This window comes from Paenibacillus sp. H1-7 (genome assembly GCF_022354825.1).
In the GTDB taxonomy this organism is placed as follows: domain Bacteria; phylum Bacillota; class Bacilli; order Paenibacillales; family NBRC-103111; genus Paenibacillus_S.
Genome location: NZ_CP031168.1, coordinates 8138821 through 8151672, shown reverse-complemented (window position 1 = coordinate 8151672; position 12852 = coordinate 8138821). Strand labels below are relative to the sequence as shown.

14 protein-coding genes are annotated in these 12852 nt (G+C 53.8%); 13 read left to right on the top strand and 1 reads right to left on the bottom strand.

Translation table 11 applies throughout. From position 1 onward, the window contains the following. The first annotated feature begins 51 nt into the window (after positions 1-51). Positions 52-1173: an ABC transporter ATP-binding protein gene (locus tag DVH26_RS35970; protein ID WP_239630384.1), complete on the top strand. Its 1122-nt coding sequence runs from the start codon at positions 52-54 to the stop codon at positions 1171-1173. 276 nt (positions 1174-1449) lie between these two features. Here the strand turns inward: DVH26_RS35970 and DVH26_RS35965 are convergent, their stop codons facing one another. Continuing rightward, positions 1450-2496 (bottom strand): YeiH family protein, encoded by a 1047-nt coding sequence (locus DVH26_RS35965; RefSeq protein ID WP_239630383.1) that lies wholly within the window; start codon positions 2494-2496, stop codon positions 1450-1452. 220 nt (positions 2497-2716) lie between these two features. Between DVH26_RS35965 and DVH26_RS35960 the strand changes: the two genes are divergently transcribed. From DVH26_RS35960 to hisH, 12 genes are all read left to right on the top strand, one after another. Beyond that, positions 2717-3610 (top strand): LysR family transcriptional regulator, encoded by an 894-nt coding sequence (locus DVH26_RS35960; RefSeq protein WP_239630382.1) that lies wholly within the window; start codon positions 2717-2719, stop codon positions 3608-3610. A 93-nt stretch (positions 3611-3703) separates the two neighbouring features. Further along, positions 3704-4645: an HPr(Ser) kinase/phosphatase gene (gene hprK, locus DVH26_RS35955; RefSeq protein WP_239630381.1), complete on the top strand. Its 942-nt coding sequence runs from the start codon at positions 3704-3706 to the stop codon at positions 4643-4645. Between the two features lie 38 nt (positions 4646-4683). Next, positions 4684-5709 (top strand): prolipoprotein diacylglyceryl transferase, encoded by a 1026-nt coding sequence (lgt, locus tag DVH26_RS35950; RefSeq protein WP_239630380.1) that lies wholly within the window; start codon positions 4684-4686, stop codon positions 5707-5709. A gap of 52 nt (positions 5710-5761) precedes the next feature. Next, positions 5762-6427 carry a pyrophosphatase PpaX gene (ppaX, locus tag DVH26_RS35945; RefSeq protein WP_239630379.1) on the top strand — a complete coding sequence of 222 codons (666 nt, stop codon included), beginning with the start codon at positions 5762-5764 and terminating at the stop codon, positions 6425-6427. Next, a complete protein-coding gene (locus DVH26_RS35940; RefSeq protein ID WP_239630378.1) occupies positions 6411-6923 on the top strand; it encodes an acyltransferase in 513 nt (170 codons plus the stop codon). Before ppaX ends, DVH26_RS35940 begins: the two co-directional genes overlap by 17 nt. 52 nt (positions 6924-6975) lie before the next feature. Then, entirely contained in the window at positions 6976-7743 is a 768-nt protein-coding gene (gene hisA / locus DVH26_RS35935) for a phosphoribosylformimino-5-aminoimidazole carboxamide ribotide isomerase (protein ID WP_239630377.1), read from the top strand. A gap of 27 nt (positions 7744-7770) precedes the next feature. After that, the gene (locus DVH26_RS35930) at positions 7771-8151 is read left to right on the top strand and encodes an HIT family protein (protein WP_239630376.1); all 381 of its coding nucleotides are present in this window, start codon (positions 7771-7773) and stop codon (positions 8149-8151) included. 249 nt (positions 8152-8400) lie between these two features. Continuing rightward, a complete protein-coding gene (locus DVH26_RS35925; RefSeq protein ID WP_239630375.1) occupies positions 8401-9603 on the top strand; it encodes an ATP phosphoribosyltransferase regulatory subunit in 1203 nt (400 codons plus the stop codon). A 12-nt stretch (positions 9604-9615) separates the two neighbouring features. After that, a complete protein-coding gene (gene hisG, locus DVH26_RS35920) occupies positions 9616-10254 on the top strand; it encodes an ATP phosphoribosyltransferase (RefSeq protein ID WP_239630374.1) in 639 nt (212 codons plus the stop codon). Positions 10255-10343: 89 nt separating this feature from the next. Beyond that, positions 10344-11633 (top strand): histidinol dehydrogenase, encoded by a 1290-nt coding sequence (gene hisD / locus DVH26_RS35915; protein WP_239630373.1) that lies wholly within the window; start codon positions 10344-10346, stop codon positions 11631-11633. Further along, positions 11626-12231: an imidazoleglycerol-phosphate dehydratase HisB gene (gene hisB / locus DVH26_RS35910; protein WP_239630372.1), complete on the top strand. Its 606-nt coding sequence runs from the start codon at positions 11626-11628 to the stop codon at positions 12229-12231. The genes hisD and hisB overlap by 8 nt, the downstream gene beginning before the upstream one ends. Before the next feature lie 2 nt (positions 12232-12233). Further along, the gene (gene hisH / locus DVH26_RS35905) at positions 12234-12839 is read left to right on the top strand and encodes an imidazole glycerol phosphate synthase subunit HisH (RefSeq protein WP_239635603.1); all 606 of its coding nucleotides are present in this window, start codon (positions 12234-12236) and stop codon (positions 12837-12839) included. The last annotated feature ends 13 nt before the right edge of the window (positions 12840-12852 follow it).

Genomic DNA, 12852 nt, shown 5'->3' with positions numbered 1-12852 from the left:
CGGTAAGATAACTGTATAACATTGATACTAATTCGTAGGGGGAATAAAACCATGGCAGGTGTACGTTTAAACCACATCGTTAAAAGATACGCAGGTGCTGAAGAAGCGACAGTGAAAGATTTTCATCTTGAAATCAAAGATAAAGAGTTTTTGGTTCTTGTAGGCGCATCCGGTTGCGGTAAGTCCACAACTCTTCGTATGATTGCAGGCTTGGAAGAAATCACTGAAGGCGAGCTTTACATTGGCGACCGTTTGGTAAACGACGTTGCACCTAAAGACCGCGACATCGCGATGGTTTTCCAATCTTACGCATTGTATCCGCATATGAACGTGTATCAAAACATGGCTTTCGGTTTGAAGCTTCGTAAGTTCAAGAAAGCCGACATCGACGCTCGCGTACGCGAAGCTGCCAAAATCCTCGATATCGAACATTTGCTGGATCGTAAGCCAAAAGCTCTTTCCGGTGGTCAACGCCAACGTGTTGCCTTGGGCCGTGCGATCGTTCGTGAGCCGCAAGTGTTCCTGATGGACGAACCTTTGTCCAACTTGGATGCCAAATTGCGCGTACAAATGCGTGCTGAGATCAGCAAGCTGCACAAGCGTCTTGAAACTACAATCATCTACGTAACGCATGACCAAACAGAAGCTATGACCATGGGCGACCGTATCGTCGTTATGGACAAAGGGATCATTCAACAAGCGGCTACTCCGGAAGAAATCTACAACTATCCGTTGAACATGTTCGTTGCAGGCTTTATCGGATCTCCTTCCATGAACTTTGTTACAGGTTCTTTGGCAGATCAAGGCGGCAGCGTATACTTCAAATCGAATGGCGTTAACGTTGAGCTGCCTGAAGGCAAAGCAAAAGTGCTTCGCGAAAAAGGCTATGTAGGTAAAGAAGTCATTATGGGCGTTCGTCCTGAAGATTTCCACGAAGAGCCAGTATTCCTGGAAGCTTCCCCTAACACAATCGTGAATGCTCACATCGAGGTATCCGAGAACTTGGGTCACGAAATGTTCTTGTACCTGAACGGTATCGGCAAAAACAGCGTAGTGGCTCGTGTTGACGGCCGCGCTGGCTTCAAAGAAGGCACAAACGTCAAATTGGCGATCGACATGAACAAAGTTCACTTCTTCGATCAACAAACTACGTTGTCCATCCTTGCTAACTAATTGAAAATAATCGAGGCCAGTCATTGCGACTGGCCTTTTTTGCGTTCAGGGCAAGCTTTACGGAAGGGATGATTGCAGTGCATTGCTTGTAAAACAGAGGTGCAGGAGCATCGATCCTTCTTCCGATGCTCAACAGCTTGTTGAGGTTTAAGCAAAAAGACAAGACAAAGACAACGGGCAAAACTGACCCATGGTCAATTATATCCGTTGTCACGGTAAATTAGCGCGAAGGGCGGTACATCATCAGGTGTCTGCTCTAGACCTGCCTTCGTTCCATCAGGAGAGCCCGAACAGGCGGACAAGCAGGTAGCCCAGAGCGGACAGCAGCACCGAGCCGATAAAGCCGGCGGCGAAAGATCTCATACCCAGCCTGCGGAAGGCGGCAAGATCGACGTTCAGCCCGAGACCGGCCATGGCCATGGCAATGAGCATATAAGCAGCGGTGACGATGCTGTCGGCGGCAGCGGGAGGAATGATCCCGAGTGAGTGGATCGCGCTTACGGCCAGAAATCCCACAATAAACCAGGGGATAGGGATCGATCTCCAGGAGGCTTTGTTCGCGCCTTCCTGTGCCGCGGCCTTGGTACGGTTGACCCAGATGCCGATGATAATAGCGACAGGGACCAGCAGAGCGACCCTCGTCAGCTTAACGATAACCGCCATATCCACGGCTGCTTGGCCTCCAGGAGCGGAGGCTGCAATGACATGGGCGATCTCGTGAAGCGTGGCGCCGGAAAATACTCCGTAGCCTAGCGGTGATAAACCAAGAACCGGGAACAGAAGCGTGTAGATCAATGTGAACAAGGTTCCCAGAATCGCAACCGTGGCTGCACCGATGGCGGTTTCGTCATCTTTGGCTTTGATCTGCGGTGCAATGGCCACTACGGCCGCAGCGCCGCATATAGCCGTGCCGCAGGCGGTCAGGATGCCGAGCCGCTGCTCTACCTTAAATAATCGGGTCAGTCCATATACAACCGATAATGTAAAAGCGATGACAACGATAGCCATGATCATGATCTTGGGTCCGGCATGGACGATATCCATCAGGTTCAGTCTCATCCCTAGCAAAATGATTCCGGCACGCAGCAGCTTTTTGCTGGAAAAGCCGGCTCCTGCCGCGACTTTATCCGGAACGCCGATAGCGGCCCGCCAAAGGATGCCGATAAGAATGGCAATAACGAGCTGCCCCATAATGCTTAACAGCGGGATATAGGCCAGCCATTTGGCCGTCAGGGCAATTAGCAAAGTCAGGCCGATCCCCATAGAGAAACCGAAGTTCCTTTTGTTCTTGCTATGTGCAGGAAGTGCTTGAGTGTGGCTCATGCTCCTATCCGCTCCTTTTTAAAAGAATTTAGTTATTAGAATTGCTTTGCTTAACGCCAATATAAAATGAAGCGGAAGAAAAGTGAAATACCGATATGCTATCCGAACTATTACAAATCATTATGATTGGGCGTCTGACGGCCGGGATTGTTTGCAAACTTTGAAAAGGATACAATGGGTTACAACAAGAGGGATAGAGGAATAGCGGGGTCAAGGGAGCATGGTCGTTGATACACTGAAAGTATTTGTTGCCGTAGTGGAGCAGAGCAACTTCTCCAGAGCGGCGGAATTGTTGAATTTATCCCAGCCGGGAGTGAGCCTGCATATCCGGAATTTGGAGAACGAATTTGGCGTAAAACTGATCCATCGTTCCTCCAAGCATGTGAAGATGACCGAAGCGGGAGAGATTTTATACAAAAAAGCTAAGCATATGCTTGCGCTATACGAATCGGCGAAGGAAGAAATATTCCTGCTGCGCGACGAAGTGACAGGGACGATCAAGGTCGGGGCCAGCTTTACGATCGGGGAATATATACTGCCTCATGTATTGGCGGAGTTCGCGAAGCAATATCCGCATATCGATCTGAACGTGACGATAGCGAATACCGAAGAAATCGCCCGCGGCGTTCACTCGAATGAGCTGGATATCGGTCTGGTTGAGGGCGAAGTCGAGTACCCCGAGCTCGTGGTCCAGCCGCCGTTCATGGAGGACCAGATGGTGCTGGTCGCACAAACGCATCACCCTTTGTGCAGCCGCAAGAGTATCAAGCTGTCCGAGCTGCATGATCAGGTATGGGTGATGAGAGAGAGCGGGTCCGGAACGAGGGCGTTCAGCGATCAATTTATTGCCGAATCGGCCATAAGGGTGAAGCGGTCTTTTGTATTCAACAGCAGCCAGGGCGTTAAGGAAGCCGTAGCCGCAGGACTCGGGATAGCGATCCTATCCAGGCTGGTCATCCGCAAGGAGCTGGAATCCGGGGGGTTATGCAGCATTCCGGTGAAGGATAGCCGATTTACAAGAGACTTTCTTATATTGCAGGATAAGAAGCCGGCCGCAGAAACGATGGCGGTCAAAATGTTCGTTCAAAAGCTGAAGCAATTTAAAATGACGTAAAGAAACAGGCCGAAATGTCAACGGTTGGTTGATTTATCGTTCGTTTTTTTATACGATGGGATTATTGGGAAAAACGAAGGAGACGGAGCAGAGATGGCTAGAAAAGTGAAAGTGTCTGACCTGGTTCAAGAATTTCATCTCGAAGTTATATGCGGCGACTCGGGTCTTAAGCGTCCGATTACGGTAGCCGATTTGTACCGGCCTGGCTTGGCCATGGCGGGCTATTACGAGTTTCATCCTACGGAGCGGGTGCAAATACTCGGGAAAACGGAACTGACGTTCTTCGACGGCCTTTCGTCGGATGAACGGATGGACCGGATGAAGAAACTGTGCGCTCCCGAGGATACGCCTTGTATACTGGTGAGCCGCGGACTGGACATTCCTATAGAGCTGCTTGCTGCAGCCAACGATTACAACATTCCGGTGCTGCGCACCAAAACATCGACGACGATTCTGGCCAGCCGGATCACCGGATTTCTCGAGAATAAGCTGGCTCCGTCGACAACGATTCACGGCGTATTGGTCGATGTATACGGGATCGGCATGCTGATCTCGGGAAGCAGCGGAATCGGGAAAAGCGAGACGGCGCTGGAGCTGGTCAAACGCGGCCACCGGCTCATTGCCGATGATGCGGTGGAAATCCGGCAAACGGCGGACCACGTTCTGATCGGGAACGCGCCGGAGCTGATCCGTCACCTGCTGGAAATCCGCGGCGTAGGTATCATTAACGTGATGACGCTGTTTGGTGCGGGGGCCGTCCGTAATGTGAAGAAAATTTCCGTCGTCGTCAAGCTGGAGACATGGCAGCAGGATAAGCAGTATGACCGCCTGGGGCTGGACGAAGAAACGACGAGAATCATCGATACAGACATTCCGCTTGTGACGATTCCGGTTCGTCCGGGCCGTAACTTGGCGGTAATTATCGAGGTAGCTGCGATGAACTACAGATTGAAGCGAATGGGATACAATGCCGCGCTGCAGTTCACGAACAAGCTGACCGAATCGCTGTCTGAAGATATTGACGACATGGAATAAGAGGAATGCGGGAGCGTGACGCTCAAAGGAGGAACTTCATGTTTTTGGCTATCGATCCGATTGCGTTCGGAATCGGACCTTTGCAAGTGCACTGGTACGGTATCATTCTGGGAACCGCCGCTTTGGTCGGCTTGCTGTTGGCGATTCAAGAGGGAAAGCGCTTCGGGATGAATCCCGACTTCTTCATGGATTTGGTGCTGATCGGCGTCCCTTCGGCCATCATTGGGGCTAGAATTTATTATGTAGCATTCAAATGGGAAGATTATAAAGACAATTTATCCGAAGTGTTTAAAGTGTGGCATGGCGGCATCGCCATCTATGGCGCTCTGATCGGGGCCATTATCGCGGCATTGATCTATGTCCGCAAAAAGGGCTACTCTTTTTGGCGGATTGCCGATATCTGCGCGCCCGGCTTAATTGTGGGACAAGCGATCGGCCGGTGGGGCAACTTTATGAATCAGGAGGCGCACGGTGGGCCGGTAAGCGAAGCGTTCCTTCGCAGCTCGCTGCATCTTCCCGATTTTATCGTCAATCAGATGTATATCGACGGTGAGTACTATCATCCGACCTTTCTGTACGAATCGCTCTGGAATATCGTAGGGCTGCTGCTGCTGTTCGTGCTGCGTCGCAGAACGTTCCTGCGGGCGGGCGAGCTGTTCATGAGCTATTTTATATGGTATTCGATCGGCCGCTTCTTCATTGAAGCCTTGAGAACGGACAGCCTGGACTTCACGGGTCCGGAATGGCTGGCATCTTTGCTGCATGGACTGTGGGCGCCGATGCATTGGTTAGGCTTTGAAGCGGGTGCTATGACTTATGGAGGAAATATAAGAATCTCGCAGCTGCTCGCTGTGCTGATCGTCATTGCTGCTTTCGTATTGATCGCAATCCGCAGAAAGACCGGGGCCGCTTCGGTACGCTATTCCCATCCAATCGAGCGTCTGAAGCCGAACGAGCCGATTGGCGCCAATGCGGCGGGCGATCAAGGGAACAACGGCAGCTCTGCTTCTGCAGCGGCAGGAGATACAGAGAACTCGGCCAACAAGGAACATCCGCAAACGTAATACAACAGGCCTTTCATTGGATACAACTACAGCATGAAAAGGAGCTTACAATATGTTGGATACGGTGTTGTTTGATTTGGACGGAACGATTGTCGATACGAACGAGCTGATCATTCAATCGTTTCTCCACACCTTCGAAGGGGTGACCCAGGAGCCTGTAACTCGAGAGCATATTATTCCGAATATGGGAAGACCGCTTGTCGAGCAAATGAAGTTTTTTACCGGCAGAGATGTCGTGGACGATCTGGTGCAAAAATACCGCAAATATAACGTGGAGCACCACGACGCGCTTGTGAAGGAATTTCCGCATGTCCGCGAGACGCTGCAAAAACTGCACGAAGCAGGAATCAAATTGGGCGTAGTAACAAGCAAGGTACGGTTGACGACCGAGATGGGACTGAAGCTGACCGGATTGTTCGACTATTTCGGAACGATCGTGACGGTGGACGACGTAGAGCGGCCGAAGCCGGATCCGGAAGGAATAATCAAGGCGTTGAAGCAGCTCGGCTCCACACCGGATCAAGCGATGATGGTGGGCGACAGCCATTACGACGTGGAAGCCGCACATAATGCGGGAATCCCTTCGGCTGCCGTGGCATGGTCCATGAAAGGCGTCGAATACTTGAAGCAGTACAATCCTACCTATATCATCGATGATATAAGAGAAATTCTCCCTATTGCTGGAGTCGAGGGGATATCGATTGAGACAAACGGATAAGTTTCCGGTCGAAGGGCCGAATTCGCTGTGGCAAATGTACCGTACGGTCAGCTTCTGGAAAGCGGTCCGCAATTTTATGTTTATTCAACTTACACGGTATGCACCCTTCCTGTCGTTCAAGTGCTGGATTTATCGCCATGTGCTTGGAATGAAGGTAGGGCAGCATACCTCCTTTGCGTTAATGGTCATGGTGGATGTGTTCTTTCCGGAGCGGATAGAGGTCGGCAGCAATTCCATCATCGGCTACAATACGACGATTTTGACCCACGAATACTTGATCAAGGAATACCGCATCGGTACGGTTCGTATCGGTTCGAATGTGATGATCGGCGCCAATTCGACGATTTTGCCCGGTGTTACGATCGGCGACCATGCGGTCGTGGGAGCAGGCTCGGTCGTGCATAAGGACGTGGCGCCGTACAGCTTCGTAGCGGGCAATCCGCTGCGTGTCATTCGTGAGGACGTTAGAACGGATGATTCGAAAGCGGGAACCTAGGGATGCGGCGTGAAGCCGACAGAATTATGAAATGAAGGGCAGGGGAGCCTCATTGAAATTCAGACCGTGTATTGATCTTCACCAAGGGAAAGTAAAGCAAATAGTAGGCGAAACATTAAATGCGGGCCGACAGGGCGAAGGGGTTGTAGAAAACTTCGTCTCGGAGCATGATTCAGCATATTATGCCGACATGTTCAAACGGGACGGGTTAACCGGCGGCCACGTCATCATGCTGGGCAGCGGCAATGAAGAAGCGGCGGTAAAAGCGCTGCGGCAATACGAGGGCGGCTTGCAAATCGGCGGGGGGATCAACGCGGATAACGCATCGTCTTATTTGGAGCAGGGCGCGTCCCATGTCATAGTGACCTCCTACATCTTTCGGGACGGCGAGCTGAATACGGAGAACATGAACAAGATCGTTTCCGAGGTAGGGAAGGATCGTCTCGTTATCGATTTGAGCTGCAAAGAAAAGGACGGCAAATGGTACGTCGTGACCAACCAGTGGAAGACGTTCAGCAATTTCGAGGTGACGTTGGACAATATCCGTTACCTAGAGCAGTATTGTGATGAATTCCTGGTTCATGCCGTGGATGTGGAAGGCAAGCAATCCGGCATTCAACAAAGCCTAGTCCGCCATTTGGCGAATGGTGTGACCATTCCGACCACTTATGCAGGCGGAGCACGGTCTATGGAGGACTTGGAGCTGTTCCGTACACTAGGACAAGACAAGCTGGATATTACCGTCGGCAGCGCGCTGGATATTTTCGGAGGCAAGCTTCCTTACCGTGTTGTCGTAGCTTATTGCAGCGGAAGAGCTTAAGGCTGAGGCTGTATAGGAGATAAGTTGATGACCGAACCGTGTCCATTCTGCGAACCGCTGAAGAGTGACGAGATTGTGTTGGAAAGCGAATATTGCGTATTGATTACGAACAAGGATAAGGTGCTTGTCGGGTCCTGCATGATCATACCGAGGGCGCACCGGGAGACAGTATTCGATTTGACGGATGAGGAATTTAGGGATACCCGCGGTCTGCTGTTAAGAGCAAAGGCTTACCTGGATGAGCGGTACAAGCCTGACGGATATAATGTAGGGTGGAATAGCGGCGCGGTGGGCGGGCAGACGGTTTTACACGCTCATTTGCATGTGATTCCCCGTTTCAAAGACGAGCCATTTGCCGGGCAAGGCATTCGCCATCACTTAAAGCAAGAAGAGAACAGAAGACCTTGAGCCGTAGCATTTTGCATGATTTATGATCGGCAGACGAGGTGGTTTTGCCTATAGAAGCTGAAGTCTGCGGCTCTGGACGAAGAGAGGGATTTGTAGGGAAGAGACGGCAAGTTCCTCTCTAATTTATCCGTATTGCTCATTGACGCCGCAGGTGTTCAGTGTTATATTACGAATACATCCTTTAATTTGGTAGCATATTAGCGAACTAAAGCATTTGTGAACATTGTTAATATAGGCGGGTGAAGAGCGGTGTCGAAACCGAAAGTGTTTGAAAAACCGACTGGAGTCAAAGATTATCTTCCTGAAGCGGTAGCGAAGCTGCGCGCTATTGAAACGAACGTACTGCAATGCATGGAGCGTTGGGGGTACCGGGAGATCTTGACGCCTACCTTGGAATTTTACGATACCGTGGGAGTAGCGAGCTCTACGGAAGACCGCAAGCTGTTCAAGCTGCTTGACCGCAACGGAACGACATTGGTTATGCGGTCCGATATTACGGCTCCGATAGCGCGGGTGGTGTCGTCGCTGCTGAAGGACCAGCCGTTTCCTATCCGGCTCTCGTATCATGCGAATGTATTTCGCGCCTTCGAGGCGGAAGCGGGCAGAGACGCAGAATTTTTCCAGGCCGGCGTGGAGCTTGTAGGTGACGGCTCTTCGGAATCGGATGCGGAGGTTATCGCACTGGCGATTGCCAGCTTGCAGGCGGCAGGGGTACAGCAGTTCAAAATCGCCCTCGGTCACGTCGGTTTTCTAACCGGACTGTTCAACGAGACGCTGCAGCACCGGACGGAACCTCAGCAAGCATTGAAGGAATGTTTGCTTAACCGGGACTACGTCGGCTATCGGGATACGATCAAGGGCCTTGGCCTCGACGCCGAAGTTCAGCGGGAGCTGGAAGGGATATTGAGACTTCGCGGGGGGCAGGAGATTTGCGCGCAGGCGCAGCAGGTGACACACGATCCGATGGCGCAGCAATCGATCGCCCATTTGTGCGAAGTGTGGGACGTGCTCGAAGCGTACGGCGTGAGCGAGCATGTGCTGATTGACTTAACGATGATTGGAGATTTCTCCTACTATACAGGTATGACGTTTGAAGGCTACGCTGCGGATCTCGGGTTCCCTGTATGCAGCGGAGGTCGGTACGACAATTTGCTGACGCAATTCGGGCGTCCGGCTCCGGCGACAGGGTTCGCGCTGAAAACGAACCGGATTATGGAGGTAGTCGGCAAGCAGGGGACAGTAGAGGCGCCTAGCAAGGTGCTGATAGCTTATAAAGCTCCTAACCGGGCCGAGGCGTTCGCCAAAGCTCAGGAGCTGCGGTCCCAAGGCGGCACGATGGTGGAAACGCGGTTATTGCAGGACGGATCGGATGAAATCGGATCGACGCGCAAGGAAGACGGAACGTATTTGGTCAACGGCACGGTCTACCGGGACGTCATCACGTTTAAATAAAGGAGCAGGGATATGCAGGATGTATTGAAAGTGGCGATGCCCAAAGGGCGCATCTACAAGCAGGCTTCCAAGCTTTTTCGTGACGCGGGCTATCCGATCCCTGAGGATATGGACGATTCGCGCAAGCTGATCATTCCGGTGCCGGAAGCAGGACTCGAATTCATCATGGCGAAGCCGGTCGACGTAGCGACGTATGTGGAATACGGCGTGGCAGACATTGGAGTCGTCGGCAAAGATGTCCTGATGGAGGAAAACCGTGATGTATACGAGCTGATCGACCTCGGAATCGCGCGCTGCCGGATGTCGGTCATCGGCCTTCCGGATTGGAAGCCGGTGCTGAATCCGCGTGTGGCGACGAAATATCCGAATGTGGCGTCGCAATATTTCCGTGAAAAAGGACAGCAGGTGGAAGTGATCAAGCTGAACGGTTCCATCGAGCTGGCGCCTTTGATCGGCTTGGCGGACCGGATCGTCGATATGGTCGAGACGGGCCAGACCTTGAAGGAGAACGGACTGGTCGAGCAGGAGCAGATCTTCTCGATCACGAGCCGGCTGATTGCCAACCGGGTGAGCTACCGGATGAAAAATGAATCGATTCAAGCGCTGTGCGACAAGCTGCAGCAGCTGACGGCTTCCATTACTGCGAAATAATGCAAGTGAACGGATAGATGCGGGAGCAAGAACGAAGCGCGTAAGCAAGCACGGGAGCAAGTATTGTATAGGAAAAGGGGGAGCAGGCGATGAAAATTGTGCCGGCCAGCGAGTTCGCGCTGAAGCGCGAAGTGGAATACGGCTCGGAGGAACAGAACGAGCGGGTCAAAAGCATTATTGAGAGCGTGCGCCGCGAAGGCGACGCGGCGCTCAAGAGCTTCGCTCAGCAGTTCGACGGCGTAACCGTCGACGAGCTGCGCGTGAGCGAAGCCGAAATCGAGGCCGCCTATGCGTCGGTAGACGAGGAGTTTCTCGCTGCGATTCGGGAAGCAGCGGTCAATGTTCGCCGCTTCCACGAGAAGCAGAAGCGGACGTCCTGGATGGATCTGCAGCCGGACGGCAGCATCCTGGGGCAAGTGATCCGGCCGCTGCGCCGGGTCGGGCTGTATGTGCCGGGCGGTAAGGCGGCGTATCCGTCGTCCGTCCTGATGAACGCGATTCCGGCCCAGGTTGCGGGCGTGCCGGAAATCGTGATGGTGACGCCGCCGGCGACGGCCGGGGTTGAGGGCATCGACCCTCACATCCTCGTGGCCGCAGCGGAAGCGGGCGTGCGCGAGATCTACCGCGTCGGCGGCGCGCAAGCTGTCGCAGCGCTCGCCTACGGCACGGAGTCGATCCCGGCTGCCGACAAAATCGTGGGCCCGGGCAACATCTACGTAGCCCTGGCCAAGCGGTACGTGTTCGGCGCGGTCGACATCGACAGCATCGCCGGCCCGAGCGAGATCGTCGTGCTGGCCGATGAGACGGCCGACGCCGCGTATGTGGCTGCGGACCTGCTGTCGCAGGCCGAGCACGACGAGATGGCGTCGGCGATTCTCATCACGCCGTCGCAAGCGCTCGCCGAAGCGGTGCAGGCGGAGGTAGCCCGCCAGCTTGAGACGCTGCCGAAGCGGGGCATCGCGGAGCAGTCGATCCGCGACTACGGGGCGATCCTCACGGTAGCGAGCCTCGAGGAGGGCGTGGACGCCGTGAACCGGCTTGCGCCGGAGCATCTCGAGGTCATCGTGAGCGAGCCGTTCCAATACTTGAGCGCCATCGAGAACGCAGGCGCGATCTTCCTCGGACCGTACAGCTCGGAGCCCGTCGGAGACTATTTCGCCGGCCCGAACCATGTGCTGCCGACGAACGGGACGGCACGGTTCTCTTCTCCGCTCAACGTGGACGACTTCATGAAGAAGTCCAGCGTCATCTACTACAGCAAAGAAGCGCTGCTCCGGGACGGGGACAAAATTATTACGCTAGCTCGCCACGAAGGGCTCGAAGCCCACGCGAGGGCGATTCAAATACGACTCGAGAAAGAAGGGAATTCCCGTGGCTGACCAACAAACCAACGAGCGTTCGGCATCGATTGCCCGCAAAACGAATGAAACGGATATTCAATTGACGTTTAACGTAGACGGCTCCGGCGTATCGGAGATCGAGACGGACGTGCCGTTTTTAAACCATATGCTTGATTTGTTCACGAAGCACGGCCAATTCGACCTGAAGGTCAAAGCGATCGGCGACATCGACATCGATGACCACCACACGGTTGAAGATATCGGCATTTGTCTGGGTCACACTCTTCGCGAAGCGTTGGGCGACAAGAGAGGAATCAAGCGCTACGCGAACGTGTTCATTCCGATGGATGAAGCGCTGGCGCAAGTCGTTATCGACGTGAGCAACCGCCCTCACTTCGAATACCGGGCGCAGTATCCGTCGGCGCAAGTAGGCAGCTTCTCTACGGAGATGGTGCATGAGTTTCTATGGAAGCTTGCTCTCGAGGCGCGCATAACGCTGCACGTCATCGTCCATTACGGGCAAAATACGCATCACATGATCGAAGCGGTATTCAAGGCGCTCGGCCGTGCGCTGGACGAAGCGACGAGCATCGATCCGCGCGTGAAAGGCGTGCCGTCGACGAAGGGAGTGCTGTAAGGATGATCGCCATCATCGACTACGGCATGGGCAACCTGCACAGCGTCAGCAAAGCGGTTGAACGGCTCGGCTTCGAAGCCGTCATCACCTCCGACGAGGCGCAGATCCTTGCGGCCGACGGAGCGATTTTGCCGGGCGTGGGCGCCTTCGGCGACGCCATGGAGCAGCTGCGCGCATCCGGCCTGGATGGCGCGGTAGGACGATTCGCCGCAACCGGCAAGCCGCTGCTCGGCATCTGTCTCGGAATGCAGCTATTGTTCAGCAAGAGTGAGGAGCATGGCTCCCACGAGGGGCTGAACCTGCTGCCGGGACAGGTCGTCCGCTTCCGCGGGAGCTACAAGGTGCCGCACATGGGCTGGAACCGGCTGCAGTTCAAGCAGCCAAGCCCGCTGTTCAGCGGCATCGAGGAGGGCCACGTCTACTTCGTGCACTCGTATCACGTGCAGCCCGAGCAGCCGTCGGACCTGCTGGCAACGACCGACTATCATCAGCAGGTAACCGCCATCGTAGGACGCGGCAATGTGTACGGCATGCAGTTTCACCCGGAGAAAAGCGGCAGCATCGGAATGCAGCTGCTGGGCAATTTTCTCGCCTTGTGCAAACGATAAGAGCCCGAGCCGC

Excerpts from the sequence above, each read along its gene's own strand:
- DVH26_RS35970 (WP_239630384.1), top strand. The coding sequence starts at position 52 with ATGGCAGGTGTACGTTTAAACCACATCGTTAAAAGATACGCAGGTGCT.
- DVH26_RS35965 (WP_239630383.1), bottom strand. The coding sequence starts at position 2,496 with ATGAGCCACACTCAAGCACTTCCTGCACATAGCAAGAACAAAAGGAAC.
- DVH26_RS35960 (WP_239630382.1), top strand. The coding sequence starts at position 2,717 with ATGGTCGTTGATACACTGAAAGTATTTGTTGCCGTAGTGGAGCAGAGC.
- hprK (WP_239630381.1), top strand. The coding sequence starts at position 3,704 with ATGGCTAGAAAAGTGAAAGTGTCTGACCTGGTTCAAGAATTTCATCTC.
- lgt (WP_239630380.1), top strand. The coding sequence starts at position 4,684 with ATGTTTTTGGCTATCGATCCGATTGCGTTCGGAATCGGACCTTTGCAA.
- ppaX (WP_239630379.1), top strand. The coding sequence starts at position 5,762 with ATGTTGGATACGGTGTTGTTTGATTTGGACGGAACGATTGTCGATACG.
- DVH26_RS35930 (WP_239630376.1), top strand. The coding sequence starts at position 7,771 with ATGACCGAACCGTGTCCATTCTGCGAACCGCTGAAGAGTGACGAGATT.
- hisG (WP_239630374.1), top strand. The coding sequence starts at position 9,616 with ATGCAGGATGTATTGAAAGTGGCGATGCCCAAAGGGCGCATCTACAAG.
- hisD (WP_239630373.1), top strand. The coding sequence starts at position 10,344 with ATGAAAATTGTGCCGGCCAGCGAGTTCGCGCTGAAGCGCGAAGTGGAA.
- hisH (WP_239635603.1), top strand. The coding sequence starts at position 12,234 with ATGATCGCCATCATCGACTACGGCATGGGCAACCTGCACAGCGTCAGC.